This is a genomic window from Aquimarina litoralis (genome assembly GCF_019295435.1).
In the GTDB taxonomy this organism is placed as follows: domain Bacteria; phylum Bacteroidota; class Bacteroidia; order Flavobacteriales; family Flavobacteriaceae; genus Aquimarina; species Aquimarina litoralis_A.
Genome location: NZ_WEKL01000010.1, coordinates 75,487 through 92,948, shown reverse-complemented (window position 1 = coordinate 92,948; position 17,462 = coordinate 75,487). Strand labels below are relative to the sequence as shown.

Sequence of the window (17,462 nt, the reverse complement as noted above, 5' to 3'; positions counted from 1 at the left end):
AATGGTAAAAGATGCAGTAATATTACCAGAAGGAATAGGAACTAAAGAGGTAAAACTTCAAAGCGTTACGATAGATAATGAGCTATTTTATATGATAGCTAATAATGATATCATGCGCCCCTTTTTTATGAGTATTGTTAGCGATTCCAATCATTGGATGTTTATATCTAGCAACGGAGGATTATCAGCAGGAAGAAAAGATTCTGATCATTCCATTTTTCCGTATTATACCGATGATAAGATTACTGAATCATCGGATATTACAGGTAGTAAATCGATTTTCAGACTGCAAAAGGAGGGAAGAGTACATATATGGGAGCCGTTTTCCGAAAGGTATACAGGAGTTTATAAGTATTCTAGAAATATTTATAAAAGTGTATATGGAAATAAGGTGTTATTTGAAGAAATAAATCATGATTTAGAGATTACATATACCTATATGTGGTGTTCTAGCAATAAATATGGTTTTGTAAAGAAAAGTTCGTTGATTAATAACTCTGATCATGCCATTGAAATAGAAATATTAGATGGATTACAAAACATAATGCCTTATGGAGTTCATACCGATTTACAAGCTATAAGAAGCAACCTTGTTGATGCTTATAAGAGAAATGAACTTGTAAAAACAAGCGGTCTTGGTATTTATACTTTAAGTGCCATTATAGTTGATCGAGCGGAGCCTAGTGAAGCCTTAAAAGCAAATATAGTTTGGTCTAAAGGTCTAGAAAAGCCTAAATACTTAGTATCATCATTACAACTAGATGCTTATAGAAAAGGAGAAGATATCCTTGAAGAAATTGATATAAAGGCAGAAAAAGGAGCGTATTTTATCAATAGTACGATCAATTTAGAATCAAATAATACTAAAAACTGGATAACTGTCGCGAATGTCAATCAAGGGCCATCACAGGTAGCAGAGATTTCCAAAAAGCTCTACTTGAATGATGATATTATCCAAGAAATACATAATGATATTTCGTTAGGAAATGAACAACTAATAAATCTAGTTTCTGCATCAGACGGTTTTCAGCTTACAGCAGATAAAAGAAGAAATGCTAGGCATTATTCTAATGCCTTATTTAATATAATGAGAGGTGGTATTTTTGATTTTAACTATACCATAGAAAAAATAGATTTCACCAATTATCTGGAAACTGCTAATACAGATGTGTACAATAAAAGTGAAGTGCTTTTAAAAGATTTTCCAGATGTATTTACGCTATTTGAACTAAAAGAGGTAGCGTACAAAAATAATGACAAAGACTTTATTAGACTTGCCTTAGAATATATGCCTTTAAAATTTAGTAGAAGGCATGGTGATCCAAGTCGCCCTTGGAATAGATTCTCAATAAATACTCAAAGCGAAATAGACGGGTCCAAAATCCTAGATTATGAGGGGAACTGGAGAGATATTTTTCAGAACTGGGAAGCTTTAGCGCATTCGTATCCCGAATTTGTGGAAAGTATGATTCACAAATTTTTAAATGCCAGCACTTTTGACGGGTATAATCCTTATAGAATTACAAAAGGTGGTATCGATTGGGAAATTGTTGAAGAACACGATCCATGGTCATACATCGGCTATTGGGGTGATCATCAAATTATTTACCTATTAAAGTTTTTAGAATTTTTTCAAGACTATTATCCAAATAGATTACAAGACTTTTTAGGTCAAGATATGTTCGTATACGCTAATGTACCTTATAAGATTAAACCATATCAAGAACTTTTACAGGATCCAAAAGATACAATAGTGTTTGATTATGAACTTGATAGAAGTATACGAAACAAAAGAACTGAGCTTGGTGCCGACGGAGCATTGTTACTAAGTAACCATAAGACTATCCATCATGTGAATTTCATTGAGAAAATCTTAGTGACAATGCTTGCCAAGCTCTCTAATTTTATTCCCGAAGCCGGTATTTGGCTCAATACGCAACGTCCAGAATGGAATGATGCTAATAATGCTCTAGTTGGTAATGGAGTTTCTATGGTAACATTATATTATTTACGAAGGTTTCTTTTCTTTTTTAAAGAATTATTGGCAACATCATCGATTGAAGAAATTGAAATTTCCACAGAATTAAAAGATTTTTTTATAGAAGTGTATGAAACTTTTGATAACTCTCAATCGATACTTTCAGGTAAAATATCAGATACTGACAGAAGACTCATTTTAGATAAACTAGGTACTGCCGGAAGTGATTATAGATTACATGTTTATAATCATGGATTCTCTGGTAAAAAGGAGAAAATAGTAGCTCAAGATCTTAGAAATTTTGTGAGTCTTAGTCTTTTGTATTTGGAACATTCGATAGAAGCCAATAAGAGAGTTGATAACCTATATCATGCTTACAATTTAATGACTGTTACTAACGATGAAGAAATTTCAATTTCATATCTAAGTGAAATGTTAGAAGGACAGGTTGCCGTGCTTAGCTCAGGATATTTGTCATCTAAAGAAAATCTTCTTGTTTTAGATGCCTTAAAAAGAAGCGCATTATTCAGAGAAGATCAATACAGCTATTTATTATACCCAAATAAAGAATTACCAAAGTTTATAGAGAAGAATGTTGTTTCAGAAAATCAAATAGAGAAATCTGTATTACTAAAGCAATTATTGGCCGATGGAAATGCACAAATAATAGAAAAAGATATACAAGGTAATTTTCATTTTAATGGAAATTTTAATAATGCAGATAGTTTAAAACAAGCATTAGAAAAACTTGCTTTAAAAGGGTATCATAGTTTAATAGAAAAAGATGAATCACTGGTATTGGAAATTTTCGAAGAAGTTTTTAATCATAAAGCATTTACCGGTAGATCAGGTACTTTTTTTGGATATGAAGGTTTAGGATCTATTTACTGGCATATGGTATCCAAATTACTATTAGCGGTACAAGAATGTTGCTTAAAAGCTATAGAAGAAAATGAAAGTGCTGAGATCATTGGAAGATTATTAGAGCATTATTATGAAATAAATGAAGGTATTGGAGTTCATAAATCTCCAGAATTGTACGGAGCTTTTCCAACAGATCCATACTCTCATACACCACAAGGAAAAGGAGCTCAACAGCCTGGAATGACTGGGCAAGTAAAAGAAGATATTCTTAGTCGAATGGGCGAACTAGGAATTTCGGTAAAGGAAGGAACGCTAAAATTCTATCCCAGTTTATTAAGAATAGGAGAGTTTATAAAGGATCCAAAGATGTTCGAATATGTAGATGTACATCTGAATAGAAGACAGTTACAATTATATAGACACGAATTAGCTTTTACCTATTGTCAGGTACCAATTGTTTATGGATTATCCGCAGAAAAAGGTATAGAAATTACTTATGTAGATGGATCTCTGGTTACGTATCCAGATGTAAGATTACCTGTAGATATCTCTCAAAAACTATTTAAAAGAACTGGAGAAATAGAAAGTGTGAAAGTAAATATTGACAAAACTATTTTAAAGTAGAGAGATGAAGTTAAGACAAAACATAGTACGATTATTAGTATTTGCAGTACTTATGCTGTCTTGTAATCAAAAACAAAAAACCGAACCACCTATGCATCCCCAAAAAAGTATTTCGGCAAAAGATATATTGGGAAACCCAGAGTATCAGGCGATATCTTATGGAGGTTATCGAAAATCTTCAAGAGAGTATCAACCTACTGTAGCTCAGCTTAAAGAAGATATGAAAATTCTTCAGGCTATGAACATCAAAGTTTTAAGAACATATAATGTTCAACTAGCGCAAGCTTCTAATTTGTTAAAAGCGATCAGGCAGCTAAAGAAAGAAGATGAAACTTTTGAAATGTATGTGATGTTAGGTGCCTGGATTGATTGCAAAAATGCATGGACTGATAAAAAGCCGGATCATACGGTAGAAAGTGAACAAAATGAAGGAGAGATTAAACGGGCTGTAGCCTTAGCAAATGAATATCCAGACATTGTAAAGATTATTGCAGTTGGTAACGAAGCTATGATCCGATGGGCTACAAGTTATTATGTACAACCTAATGTAATACTAAAATGGGTGAACTATCTACAAAATTTAAAAAAGGAAGGAAAACTTTCTAAGGATGTATGGATCACCTCATCAGATGACTTTGCCTCTTGGGGTGGTGGAGAAGAAAGTTACCACGTAAAAGATTTAGAAGATCTAATCAAAGCGGTAGATTACATATCAATGCACACGTATCCCTATCATAATACCCACTATAATCCTAAGTTTTGGGGAATTGATGTAACAGAAGAAAGTCTAACCGACGAAGAAAAAATAGAAGCTGCTATGAAAAGAGCCTTGCAATTTGCACAATCACAATACAAGGCAGTTTCTGAATATGTAGCCAGTTTAGGAGTTCAAAAACCTATTCATATCGGAGAAACCGGTTGGGCTACCATTTCTAATGGACATTATGGGCCTAATGGATCCAAAGCTACTGATGAATTTAAAGAAGCGCTCTATCATCAATACATGAGAGAATGGACGACAAAAGAAGGAATATCCTGTTTTTATTTTGAAGCTTTTGATGAACCTTGGAAAGATGCTCATAATCAAAAGGGTTCAGAAAATCATTTTGGTCTGATAACCGTAGATGGAAAAGCTAAATACGCATTATGGGATAAATTAGATGAAGGTGTTTTTGAAGGACTAACCAGAGGAGGTAATCCTATTACAAAAACGTACGGTGGAGATAAAAGTGCAATGATGAATGACGTAGAATTACCAGCGATCAAAGAAATGACGGTAACGAATCATTAAAAATGAAAAAAACGATTTACATAATATTAGTTTTTTTAATTATGAGTTCATGTGCGAAAGAACAAAGTTTGGAAGTGGCTGTTTATGAGACTTCTGCAAGTGGTCATCAATTATCTGAAATTACCGAGTTCCCTATCACTGAAGTAAAGGCTAGTATTGTTGTAAACCCAATTAAAACATTTCAAAAAATCACCGGTTTTGGAGGAGCTTTTACAGAATCTTCAGCCTATTTATTGAATAAGGTAAGCCCTAAAAATCGAGATAAGATTTTGACGGCGTATTTCGGAAAAGAAGGAGCTAATTATTCACTCACCAGAACACATATGAATTCCTGCGATTTTTCTTTAAGTCAGTATTCGTATGCTCCAAAGGAAGATAAAGAACTCAAAGATTTTTCAGTGCAAGAAGATATGGATGATCTCATCCCAATGATTAAAGATGCGCTGGCTATTTCTGAAGATGGCTTTAAAATTTTCGCGTCTCCTTGGACGGCTCCACCATGGATGAAAGACAACAAAGATTGGGTAGGAGGGAAACTTTTGCCAGAGCATTATGATACTTGGGCACTATTTTTTTCAAAGTATGTAGATGCATATCAAAAGCAAGGAATAAACATTTGGGGTTTTACGGTAGAAAATGAACCTCATGGAAATGGAGATAATTGGGAAAGTATGCATTTTACACCACAAGAAATGACAGACTTTGTGCAAAATCACTTAGGGCCACAATTAGAGAAAGATGGCAAAGGAGCCATAAAAGTTTTGGGATATGACCAGAATAGAGAAGGATTAAAGGAATGGGTAGATGTAATGTTTAAAGATAAAGCATCTTCACAATATTATGATGGTACTGCTATCCATTGGTATGAAAGTACATATGAAGTTTTTCCAGAAGCATTGCAATATGCTCATCAAAAAGCACCGAACAAATATTTGATTCAAACCGAAGCTTGTATCGATGCAGAAGTCCCTAAATGGAAGGATGATGATTGGTACTGGACCAAAGAAGCAACCGATTGGGGTTGGGATTGGGCGCCAGAAGAACAAAAATATTTACATCCCAAGTATGTTCCTACGTATCGGTATGCAAGGGATATCATAGGTTGCTTAAATAATTGGGTTGATGGATGGGTAGATTGGAATATGGTATTGGATAGACAAGGAGGACCTAACTGGTTTAAAAATTGGTGTGTTGCTCCTGTACTTGTAGACCCTGAAAATGATGAGGTGTATTTTACACCATTGTACTATATCATGGCGCATTTCAGTAAATACATACGTCCTGAAGCTATGATCATTGAGGTCGAAAATTCGGATTCAGAACTTATGACCACTGCAGCTAAAAATCTTGATGGATCGATTGCAGTGATCGTTTTTAATCCTACTGAAAAAACAAAACAATTCTCTTTAATGCTCCATGAAAAAATAAAAGATATTTCTATTAACGCAAAGGCTATTCAAACAATAGTTATTGCCAACTAAAATTACAATTATGTCAACTATTCAAACTGCTGCAAAAGATAAAGTTCCCGTTGGTCAAAAGGCTGCCTTTGGTGCGGGTCATTTAATTAATAATCTAATACCAGGTATTTTAGGAGTTTTTGTAGTAATCCTAAAATCTGCTGATGGGTTTGGGATGGATACTGTCCTTGCAGGGCTTATAGTTGGTGTTCCAAGATTGTTTGATGCCATTACAGACCCAGTAATGGGATATATTTCGGATAATACGAGTTCCCATTTTGGAAGAAGAAGGCCTTATATTTTTATAGGTGCTATTTTATCTGGTATTATCTTTATGATTCTATGGCAAGTACATGATACCAATCCAGAGATGTATAATTTCTGGTACCTTCTTATTTTTTCTATTTTACTAATTTTCGGGAACACCATTTTTTCTACGCCTTTGATAGCGTTGGGGTATGAAATGACATCGGATTATAATGAACGCACACGCCTAATGAGTTTTGCCAATACGATTGGTCAAATCGCGTGGATGTTAGTACCTTTTTTATATGTTTTAATACCAGATGGTGATCTATTTGCATCACAACCAGAAGGAGTCCGTACGATAGCCTTAATCGCAGGATTTGTGATTATAATTTTAGGAATCTTGCCTGCTATTTTTTGTCGAGGAATTGATGCTAGTAAAATGGCTGGTAGAGAAGAAATTACGTTCAAAAGTGTTTTCAATAGTACAGGGAAAATTTTTAAAGGAATCCGATTGGTTCTTAAAAACAAACCCTTTGTAAAATTATGTCTTGCGACATTTCTAGTATTTAACGGTTTTCAGATAGTGTCAGAATTTGGAGTTTTCATTATCAACTTTTATATGTTTGATGGGGATTGGGGTGCTTCAAAATGGTGGGTAGCACTGTTTCCTTCAGTAACTGCTGCTTATACCGCGTTTATTGCTATTCCTATTATTAACTGGATGGCTAATAAAATGGGAAAGCGAAAAGCCTTTATCTATGCGACTGTTATTTCTATAGTAGGATATATTTTAAAATGGTGGGGATTTGATCCTGAAAATTACTACATGATTTTTCTTCCGATTCCCTTAATGGCTTTTGGTATGGGGTGTTTATTCACTTTAATGATGTCCATGACTGCAGATGTTTGTGACCTAGATGAATTAGAGAATGGAATGCCACGTAAAGAGGGAACCTTTGGAGCCATTTATTGGTGGATGATAAAAGTGGGTCAAGGAATTGCATTAGTTTTTTCTGGAATTATTTTAAAATTACTGGGGTACGATCCTACAGCATCTACGCAAACTGCAGAAGCATTAACAGGAATGCGTATTACTGATATTGTGTTACCCGCAGTTACTGCAGCCTTAGCGATTTGGGTAATGTGGAAATACAGCTTGACAGAAAATAGAGCCAGAGAAATTAAAGCAGAATTAGTAAAAAGAAGAGGAGAGTTATAAACCTAAAAAAGATAACCTACAGCCATGTCAATCAGAACTGAGAAATTTTTAGCACTAGCATCTACGGATTATGCAGGAAAGAGTACAGAAGAATTACAAGTTTTATTTCGAAAGTTTTTGGCTCAAGGAATGCATGGAATATGTTTTAGCCCATACGAAGAAGGACAACAACCAGGAGATCAATTGTCTGAAGATCAAATACGTCATCGTATGAAAATTATAGCGCCTTATACCAAATGGGTGCGTTCGTTTTCTACTACAGAAGGAAATGAGCTAATTCCAAAAATAGCTAAGGAGTTTGGTATACAATCCTTAGTAGGTGCTTGGTTAGGAGATGATGATGAGACCAATCAAAAAGAAGTTGAAGGGCTTATCAAATTATGTAATGAAGGATTTGTAGATATTGCTGCAGTTGGAAATGAAGTACTATATAGAGGTGATCTAACAGAGCATCAGTTGTTGAACTTTATACAATATGCAAAATCCAATATTAAAAATGTTCCTGTGGGTTATGTCGATGCCTATTATGAGTTCGTGGATCATCCAAAAATTAGTGATGCCTGTGATGTTATTCTTGCCAATTGCTACCCTTTTTGGGAAGGCTGTGATTTGGACTATTCCTTGTTATATATGAAAGATATGTATCAGAGAGCTTTGCGGGCTGGGAGAGGTAAAAAGGTAATTATCTCAGAAACAGGCTGGCCTAGTGAAGGAACTAATCTAGAAGGTGCTTTTCCATCCTATGAAAATGCTATGAAGTACTTTATGAATACTCAAAAGTGGGTGGCAGAAGAGGATATAGAGTTGTTTTATTTCTCATCCTTTGATGAATCCTGGAAAGTAGGAGCAGAAGGTGATGTTGGTGCCTATTGGGGAATTTGGGACAGAGATGAACAGTTAAAATTTTAATCAAATAGATTTAATATAATTCTCCAAGCTTTCTTTTTCCTGAAGATGCATTCGTTTTCGTAAACGACTTCTGGATTTTTTTACAGCTTCTGTTGATGTAAAGCGTAAACGAGCTATTTCTTTTCTATCCAAAAAGACATTCTCAAATAAGAACAAATCTCCAGATCCGTTTTTGGTAAGATTTGGCTGTTTATTAAAATCCCAGTCAGAGATTTCGATAGTTGCATTTTCTATTTTTGGAGGTATATGTTCTTTGGAGCTACAGCCGGTTAAAAAAGATAAAACAAATAGTAAAGAATAGATGCTACGCCTATATGGTATATATAAGATAGAAGAAAAAGTACACCTTTCTGTTTTTCTATTAGCAATCATACATTCAAAGATACTCGAAAATTCTGGTAAGTTTTTGTCGATTTATATGTGCTTTTTCACTCTATAATCAAGATGAGTGTACCCAATAAATTTTGATTTTATATATTTTTGGTCGCCTATAGTTATATGGCTAGTTTTGCGACAATATTGAGTAACATTTTTAATGTGTTCTTTATTCAGTTTTAAATTTGGAATCCTTATTTGATTAAATGCATGGTATATGCTGAAAAAGTATTTACTTTTTATTTTTAGTTGTTTTTGTTTATCTGCTAGCAGTCAAATTGTTAATGTAGAATCCCTACGAAAAGTGTCGGATACTTCTCGATGGTATGGATTTGTAAGTTTGGATGTCGCATTGATAAAAAATAAAAGGGATATTTTTAAAATAGCTAATAGGACGCATATTCAATACAAAACGAATAAGCATTTAGTTCTTTTCATTAATGACCTTAATTTGCAGCAATTAGATTCTGAAAGATTTGTAAATAGAGGAATTCAGCATCTACGGTACAACTACAAATTTCATCCTAGAATCGCTTGGGAAGTTTTCGCACAATCGCAGTATGATCCTGTTTCTAATATTGAATTTAGAGGATTGTTAGGATCTGGTCCAAGATTTAAAGTAATTCCTTCTACAAAACATAGCTTTTATGTGGGAACATTAGTCATGTATGAATATGAAGAAACCGAAGAGTCAGATCAAATCATTACGAATTCTGATGTACGAGGAAGTACCTATATTTCGGTAAATCTGTATCCGTCGGATCAAGTTTCTATCATAAGCACTACGTATTACCAACCTAAAGTAAATTTACTTAAGGATTATCGTATTTCTACGGAAACTTCTTTTGTATTCGGTATTTTCAAGGATTTTGCCTTTAAATCTACCTTTACCTTGCTATTTGATTCTTTTCCTGCTACTGGTATACCTGATACACAGTATGAATGGACCAATGGTTTGACCTATTCATTTTGATATTGACAACTATTTAATCGAATAAATGAGTGGATAACTGTACTTTACAGGTGTCGTTTATCGATTATATTCCTTATTTTGAAGGTTTTATCAATTAATTGGCTATTTTAGCATAAAATTAAGAAACCCCCAAACACAGTATATATGATCATAACTTTTACACTTTTAGTATTTACTATTCTTTTTAGTTATGTAAGAATAGCTTTACAAACTGCTTCAAAGCTTTCTGCTTCACCAAAGAATTATAAAATGTTATACGTAAGAGTTACTTCTTAAAAAGGCATGTGATACAGCTTAAGATTTTTCATTAGTAAATCGAAGATGATACGATTAATGGATAACATAAGCGTACTGCTATATCCTTAGAACCTCAGTAATTTTAGAAATTATGAAGAAACAACTACTAAGTTTAGCTATATTATTCTTTTCTATATGGACGATTTCTGCACAGAGTTATCGATATGGATTGGTTAGAGATTATAACAATACAGGAGCAAATTATGAGTTTACATTCGTAATAATTCCAGATTTTGATAATGGAAATGTCTTGGTAGGCGCTGCTCAAATTACTATTTCTATAACAGCAGGGAATACTTTTAGCAATTTCACACAGATAAATGGGAATAATTGGCAGAGCACAGTTTTTAATGCAGCTAATCTAAATTCCTTTTCTGCTGGAGATGGAACACGAGATCTATGGGCATTTAATAGAACTTCTGATTCTCCATTAAACATAGCTTCTCATACTACAGGACAGCAAATTCCTTTATTTTCATTTGTTGTAGATAATATGCCAACAACAGGAGATATTACCTTAACAGAAAATACGGATGCAACTATTGTGGATTTAGCTACAAACTCTTCTGGTGGATTTAATTTTTCAAATACTTTTCCGGCAGACATTGATGGCACACCTATTATGGATTCAGAGTTTTATGGAAATAACTTTGCAGGTCTAGTGTTTTATGAATTGGCAGATCCACTACTTAACGTAGAAGAGGTGGCTTTTTCTAGTGATATTACAGTTGTTCCAAATCCTGCAATTACTAGTTTTGCCATTAAAGGAGCAAATGGAATCATTGACGATATCAAAATTTTTGATATTAATGGAGGATTGGTAAAATCAATTTCTGAGAATATCGTTGCAGAATCGGTATCTGTTAAGGAAATGGCAGCGGGAGTTTATTTTGTGCAGCTTACCTCACAGAATGCAGTTAAAACGATTAAGCTAGTGAAAGAATAATAAACATATCATATTAAATAAAATGAAAAAGCCTTTCAATTTCATATTGAAAGGCTTTTTTGTACAGTTTTGTATATTTTTTTAACGGTGCATTCTATCTAGAATTTCCATTACCTCTACTTTCTTTCTAACAGAAACGGGCACATTTTCACCATTTTTTAGCATAAGATAACCACCATCAGCTTTTATAAAAGCACTGATACATTGCAAATTGATCAAATGACTTTGATGGACACGTAAGAATTGATAGTTCTTAAGCATGTCTGCAAAATATTTTAAAGTCTTAGTCACAAAAACTTTTTGACCATCCTGCAGATAGAATATTGTATTGTTACTATCCGATTCACATCTTACAATATCATCAAGACTAACAATGATAATCTTATCTAAGGTGTGTAGCGATATTTTATCAGGTTTTTGCTCTGGAGCTGATAAGGTATCTTTAAGAATGTTAAGTCGTTCTTTATTAGGTTGAATTTGTTGTTTGGCTTTGCTAATTGCTTGTGCAAGCTCTTCATTAGAATAAGGTTTTAGTACATAATCTATAGCTGCAAACTTAAAAGCTCTTATAGCATATTCATCACTTGCTGTCACAAAGATGATTTTGGATTTTAGTTCTGGAAATATTTCCAATACATCAAAACCAGTACCATCGCCAAGCATAATGTCTAAGAATAAAATATCTGGTTTATGCGTTCTTAATGATTTTGCAGCTTCTACTACGCTTCGAGCAGTATCAATGATTTTTATTTCGGGGTGGTTAGTTTCCAAATCACTCTTTAAAAGCTGAAGAGCGTCTGGCATATCTTCTACAATAATTGCTGTAAGCATAGGTTTAGTTAATAATCAGTTAGTAAAGGGATTTTAAACGAAATTTCTGTTCCTTCTACAGAAGAATCTTCATCTATTATTTCTTTTATTTGTAATGCATCTTTTCCTGAAATGGATTCCAGTCTTTCTCTTGTAACAGTAAGCGCCATGGATTGATGATCTGTTTTAGTTTTTGCTTTCTGAGATTGAAAGATTCCCATACCATTGTCTAATATTTTACAATGTAAGAATTCTTCATTAGTATCAAAAAAGACTTTTAATTTTCCATCTTTATTTCCTTTTAGAATACCATGTCGTATGGCATTTTCTACAAAAGGCTGGATGAGCATTGGTGGGATTAATACTTCTTCAGGATCGAATTCTGAATCTATAGAAATCGTATAATCAAATGGCTTAGTAGCCATTAATTTCTCAACTTCTATATAATGCTTCAGTGTTTTCATTTCTTGATCCAGCGTGATATTATCTTTTCTGGAGTTGTATAAGGTCTCTCTTAATAACGTAGCAAAAGTATTGATAGTACTATTCATTTTAGATGGATTACTGGTTCCCATCGCTTTAATACCATTTAATACATTGAAAATAAAATGTGGATTCATCTGAAGGCGCAAAGCTTTCTGTTCTAAAGAGAGTAGATGATTCTGCATTTGTAACTTTTCTCGTTCTTCTTTGTTTTTTAGTTTTACTTTGCGAATATATAGAAGTGCTATGATGGTTAGTACTAATAATATGATTCCTAACATGGTAAGTTGGAACCATAATTTTTCATAAATAGGACTGTCGATAAAAATATTAAAAGTGATAGGTTGACTTTCTTCCCAGCGATAGTTTCTGGACTGCGCAGAAAAAGAATGTGCTCCATATGCTAACCCGGCTAAGTTCTGCTTCTTTTCTGATGACCAAGGACTCCAAGCTGTACTATTCAAACGGTAACGATATTCGATATCATTTGGATGATCCAGATCAATAGTTTTATAGCTAAAAGATAGCTCTGTTTGCTCTGGAGTTAGTTGTAAAACATAATTGTTTTTTGCCCACAAATCTGGGTTAATAGAATCTAATGTTTCATACGCTATTTCAACATTTTCAAAATGAATTTCCGGTTTAACAGGGGCTTTATCTATTTCTCCTGGTTCATATTTTGTAAGACCATAAATGGCTCCAAACCATAGATTACCATCATCATCTTTAGTAATAGCGTTCAAACATGTTTCAATACCCAAAAAACCATCATTTCTACCATAATGAAAAACATCTTGAATTTGGTTAAGTAAATTGATTTCTACTCGATCCACACCACGTTCGGTACCAATCCATAAGTTTTCTTCATTATCAAATATCATTTGATAAATATTATTAGAATATAGATTCTTTTCTCCTTTCAATTTTTTAAATGAAAGCTCTTTTTCCTTTAAATCCGCCCACCAGATACCTTGCCCTGCTGTTCCTAGGTATATTTTATTATCCTTAAAAACAAAGGCATTAATGGCTACTTTTTGTTTTAGTACGTTACCAAGGTGTGTTACTTTATTTCTTCTGATATATCCAAGACTTCCATTTTCTGTAGCATACCATATTTTACCTTTTGCATCAGCAGTCATATGCTTTATTTCCAGGTCTTTTATACCACGTCTTTTAGCAAATTTTCGTATAGATTTTACTTTATGTCTTCTATAGTCATAAATAAATCGAGTGATTCCTGAAGAATATGTTGCTGCCCATATAGTGTCATTACTAATATGAATTGATCGAACCCAATTTGAAGAAAGTCCTTTTTTCTTATTAATGACGTAGTTTTTGATAACTTCTTTAGTCAGCGTATCTTTCTTAACTCTTTTAGAGCCTTTCTTGATAGTTATGATACTATCCTTAAGCTTTATTTCTTTTAAAATGATACCTTTTCCTTCAGTTCCAGCCCAGATGTTTCCACGGCTGTCACTGGCTAAGGTTTTAATTTTTAACTCAGATAATTTTTTATCTTGTTTGATCTGATGAATCCCTGCACTGTCGATTTTAATAAGACCTGCTTCTGAATTAGATGCCCAGATTTCATTATCTCTATAATGCACAGCATAAACACGATTTCCTTTTAATCCTGTATCTTGATTATAATGTGTAAAATTGTTTTGAGAATATTTATAAAATCCTCCTCCAGAACTGGCAATCCAAATATTAGATTGACGATCGATAATACTTTTTTGAATATTAGATACTGCTAAACCATTTTTTCTATTTATTTTTTTCTTTAATCGATAGTTTGTAGCATCTAAAATGGTAATTCCATCATTACTCGTTGAAAACCAAAGCTCATTATTTAAAATAGAAATGCTGTTTACATTTAGTGATTCCTGTATCCATTTATTACCATAACTTTTAGCGTTTGTATTTAGTACTAAAATTCCTTGATTTGAAGCAGCGACAAACACTTTTGTTTTATGATATAAGGCCGCAGTAAATTTATAAGCACTATGCCTAACCATTACTTTTGCATTCTTACGGATATCACTTAGTTTCCATAGCCCTTTATTAGTAGCAATCCAAAATAATTTGCCATCATAAACAATATCGTTAACAATACTGGTGTTAATTTTTGGGTCTAGTTGTATTTTCTTTAATCCATCTTTAGGACTGTATGTGTAGATCCCAACATTAGATGCTAGATACGTTTTATTATGAATTCTAAAAATTTTATTAATCTGTAGACCTTCATAATTATGAAATTGTTTTTTTGTTTTTATAGAAAGCCCTCTTCGTGTACCAATAAATAAGCTATCATTGGCAAATTGGAGTGAATGAATATAATTGGATAAAAGCCCATCATCTTCATTCCAGATTTCAAATTCTTCACCATTAAATCTACTCAATCCACCACCACGAGTTCCTAACCATAAATATCCAATATCATCCTGAATAATATCATAAACTTGTGATTGTGGTAGTCCATCTTCTAATGTATACGCTCTTAATCCATTATTCTGAGCTGATAGTTTATAAGGAATGTGGATTCCTACTAATAATGAAAGGAATAGTAGATATGAAAAGCGAGTGGGGCTCATAAACTTTTGGTTTGATAACAAATATAATCAAACTGGATTTCTTGTTAGCTATACCTATAAAATACTTGTGATAAAAAGAAATAAATAACAAAACCGTATACAAGCAGGCAGTTTTTTTGGGAAAAAACAAATTGGAAATAATTGGACGCGCCTGCCGTATACAATGGTTTTATATGCTAGTATAAAATCTTAAAGCTTAATAGAACTAAGAATAAAAATAGAACAATGCAGTAGAATAATATTATTGAATAATAAAAACCGAATTGTCTTTTATTCAATAGACTAGTAACTGGTAATTGCTGTATTTTTTGGAGTAGTAACCTTGTTGTCATTCCAGGTAAAGCTTTGTTTTAGATTTACGTATTTAATTTCTGCTGTTTCTTTATATAATGTTTCTGTTTCTAATATATTTCCCACAATTCCATATTCTTGGCTAGGAAATGTATATTGAGAATCAGTATTCGAATTTTCACAATAAACATTGGTAAGTTGTGGTAATTCAATTAGTTCATTAGTTTCTTCAGATACCATGAAATAATAGGAATCTACTTCTGCACAACATGCCAAATATTCTACTTCCATCTTAATCACCTCAGAGATCCCTTCCAGACCTGGGTTCTCTAAGGTGGTGATAAAGATGTCCTCAAAAAGCTCAATGTCTTTAACTGTGAAAGTAAAAACGTTTTCCGAAATTCCCCCCAAACGAATCAGATTAACAATGCAAGTCAGTTGTTCTGCCCCATTCTCTTTAATTTCGGTCACTGCCTTATACTTTCCTGTTTGCTGAAAACTTTGCGCCTTCATAAACTGAAATCCTAAAATTAGGATGAAAAAAACAATGATCTTTTTCATAACAGTATTATTTTGAGGTTGATTATTTGCTACAAATTTATAGGGGCTTTACGATTAAAATGAACTGGATTTAGAATTCGTTAGAATCAATTTAGAATTCGTATCATTAACTACGGTTTTAACATAATTATGACTTGTTCTGGTGGCTAAAAATTCTTTTTATTGCTATTAGATGGTTATCTAATTACTTTTGCGATATGATAGATAATTTCGAGAATGAGTTTTTTGGTATAGGAATTCAAAATGGAAAAACACCCGAGAATTTGGGTGTTCTATGGAGGACGGCACAGAATATGGGAGCAAGCTATATTTTCACAATTGGTAACCGATATGCGAAACAAGCTTGTGATACGCACAATGCAGTAAAGTCAATGCCTTATTTTCATTATAAAACTTTTGAAGACTTTTATAATCATCTTCCAAAAGGAGCAATGTTAGTAGGAGTAGAGTTAACAGAAGAAGCCGTTCCATTAGAAACATTTAATCATCCCAAACGATGTGTGTACTTATTAGGAGCAGAAGATCATGGATTATCTAAACTAGCTATCGAAAAATCTCACTTTCTGGTTAAATTCAACTCAGAACTTAGCATTAACGTAGCGGTAGCTGGTAGCATTGTGATGTATGATAGAGGAATTGATAAACCAAGGTTTATAAGGTGATTTAATTTAGTTTTATATAAGTTAATATTATTTGCTCTTTTTCATAATTAATAGCTTCTATTTTGAACTTAAAAAGTAAATTATTGTTCGTTTTAACTACGAATATTGCCCCATTTTTTATTTCATTTTTTGGCAGGTACTTTTCTTTAAATGGAATATCATTTAATAGATTGTAATCTATAATATCTAAGTTATTAGAAAAGAAACATAAATCTCCAGTAAAATTACCATTTCTTCCTCTTGATATACTAACTTCACGATCTCTAGGTTCAATAAATAATCCAGGTGTATCCGTATAAGGTTTTTGTTTTTCTACATAATTGATCGTAATCTTATTGGTTGATAAGTCTAATGTAGCAGCAGGGTAATCAATAAAGTTTTTTTTATCAATAATTATTGTATTTGCATTGTCTTTTTTTAATTCTATTCTTTCTGAAAGACTTTTTATTTTTTTCAGATATATTCTGTAATCATATTTATCTCTTAAAGTAATGTGATCAGGTCGTTGATTCTCAATTTCCAAATCTGTTCCCTGATCAAAAGATAAGATGTTATTTTTAGTATCTAAATTCCAGCAGCGTGTTTCAAAAGCTTTTTCATTTCCTAAGAAACCAATCTTTATTGATCCTTCGGATGATAGATGAAACCACACATTGCCTTTAATCACCTTATTTTTAGGATCTATTATTTTTAAAGTTTCCCATTTTCCAATTATTTCTGATGATTGAGAGTAGGATGAAAAATAGGCTAAATTAAGTAGTAAAGCAAAATATATATTATTCATTACTGGTTGTTTTTTATACAAATAAAGATGTTATAAAGAATTTGGCAACCACTGAATGCCGTGAAATAAAAATTTTAAGTTTAGTATTAGAA

The 17,462-nt window shown here is 32.8% G+C and carries 14 protein-coding genes; 9 read left to right on the top strand and 5 right to left on the bottom strand.

The window, feature by feature from the left end; translation table 11 throughout:
- The first annotated feature begins 1 nt into the window (after position 1).
- From GBO31_RS07730 to GBO31_RS26975, 5 genes are read left to right on the top strand one after another with little or no spacing between them, the layout of a single operon-like run.
- On the top strand, positions 2–3,466 hold the full coding sequence (locus GBO31_RS07730; protein ID WP_219007756.1) for a hypothetical protein: 3,465 nt from the start codon (positions 2–4) through the stop codon (positions 3,464–3,466).
- A gap of 4 nt (positions 3,467–3,470) precedes the next feature.
- Positions 3,471–4,757, top strand: coding sequence for a glycosyl hydrolase family 17 protein (locus tag GBO31_RS07725; RefSeq protein WP_219007755.1), 1,287 nt, complete (start codon positions 3,471–3,473; stop codon positions 4,755–4,757).
- Positions 4,758–4,798: 41 nt separating this feature from the next.
- Positions 4,799–6,238, top strand: a complete 1,440-nt coding sequence (locus tag GBO31_RS07720) for a glycoside hydrolase family 30 protein (RefSeq protein WP_246615801.1) — start codon at positions 4,799–4,801, stop codon at positions 6,236–6,238.
- 10 nt (positions 6,239–6,248) lie between these two features.
- Complete coding sequence (locus tag GBO31_RS26980; RefSeq protein ID WP_246615800.1) at positions 6,249–7,685, top strand: MFS transporter; 1,437 nt, start codon at positions 6,249–6,251, stop codon at positions 7,683–7,685.
- 24 nt (positions 7,686–7,709) lie between these two features.
- Complete coding sequence (locus tag GBO31_RS26975) at positions 7,710–8,594, top strand: glycosyl hydrolase family 17 protein (RefSeq protein ID WP_246615799.1); 885 nt, start codon at positions 7,710–7,712, stop codon at positions 8,592–8,594.
- Here GBO31_RS26975 and GBO31_RS07710 read toward each other — a convergent pair whose 3' ends face one another.
- Positions 8,595–8,966 carry a hypothetical protein gene (locus GBO31_RS07710; RefSeq protein WP_219007753.1) on the bottom strand — a complete coding sequence of 124 codons (372 nt, stop codon included), beginning with the start codon at positions 8,964–8,966 and terminating at the stop codon, positions 8,595–8,597.
- Positions 8,967–9,186: 220 nt separating this feature from the next.
- Here GBO31_RS07710 and GBO31_RS07705 point away from each other — a divergent pair, with 220 nt between their 5' ends.
- The 3 genes from GBO31_RS07705 (at position 9,187) to GBO31_RS07700 (ending at position 11,185) form a co-directional block, all read left to right on the top strand.
- Positions 9,187–9,942, top strand: a complete 756-nt coding sequence (locus GBO31_RS07705; protein ID WP_219007752.1) for a DUF481 domain-containing protein — start codon at positions 9,187–9,189, stop codon at positions 9,940–9,942.
- A gap of 144 nt (positions 9,943–10,086) precedes the next feature.
- Positions 10,087–10,218, top strand: a complete 132-nt coding sequence (locus GBO31_RS27175) for a hypothetical protein (protein ID WP_281422459.1) — start codon at positions 10,087–10,089, stop codon at positions 10,216–10,218.
- A gap of 112 nt (positions 10,219–10,330) precedes the next feature.
- Positions 10,331–11,185 (top strand): T9SS type A sorting domain-containing protein, encoded by an 855-nt coding sequence (locus GBO31_RS07700; RefSeq protein ID WP_219007751.1) that lies wholly within the window; start codon positions 10,331–10,333, stop codon positions 11,183–11,185.
- An 81-nt stretch (positions 11,186–11,266) separates the two neighbouring features.
- Here GBO31_RS07700 and GBO31_RS07695 read toward each other — a convergent pair whose 3' ends face one another.
- The 3 genes from GBO31_RS07695 to GBO31_RS07685 form a co-directional block, all read right to left on the bottom strand.
- Entirely contained in the window at positions 11,267–12,016 is a 750-nt protein-coding gene (locus GBO31_RS07695) for a LytR/AlgR family response regulator transcription factor (RefSeq protein ID WP_219007750.1), read from the bottom strand.
- 8 nt (positions 12,017–12,024) lie between these two features.
- Positions 12,025–15,072 carry a ligand-binding sensor domain-containing protein gene (locus tag GBO31_RS07690; protein ID WP_219007749.1) on the bottom strand — a complete coding sequence of 1,016 codons (3,048 nt, stop codon included), beginning with the start codon at positions 15,070–15,072 and terminating at the stop codon, positions 12,025–12,027.
- A 282-nt stretch (positions 15,073–15,354) separates the two neighbouring features.
- Entirely contained in the window at positions 15,355–15,924 is a 570-nt protein-coding gene (locus GBO31_RS07685; RefSeq protein WP_219007748.1) for a hypothetical protein, read from the bottom strand.
- Between the two features lie 197 nt (positions 15,925–16,121).
- Here GBO31_RS07685 and GBO31_RS07680 point away from each other — a divergent pair, with 197 nt between their 5' ends.
- Positions 16,122–16,586 (top strand): RNA methyltransferase, encoded by a 465-nt coding sequence (locus GBO31_RS07680; protein WP_219007747.1) that lies wholly within the window; start codon positions 16,122–16,124, stop codon positions 16,584–16,586.
- Between the two features lies 1 nt (position 16,587).
- Here the strand turns inward: GBO31_RS07680 and GBO31_RS07675 are convergent, their stop codons facing one another.
- Positions 16,588–17,370: a hypothetical protein gene (locus GBO31_RS07675; RefSeq protein WP_219007746.1), complete on the bottom strand. Its 783-nt coding sequence runs from the start codon at positions 17,368–17,370 to the stop codon at positions 16,588–16,590.
- Positions 17,371–17,462 lie beyond the last annotated feature (92 nt).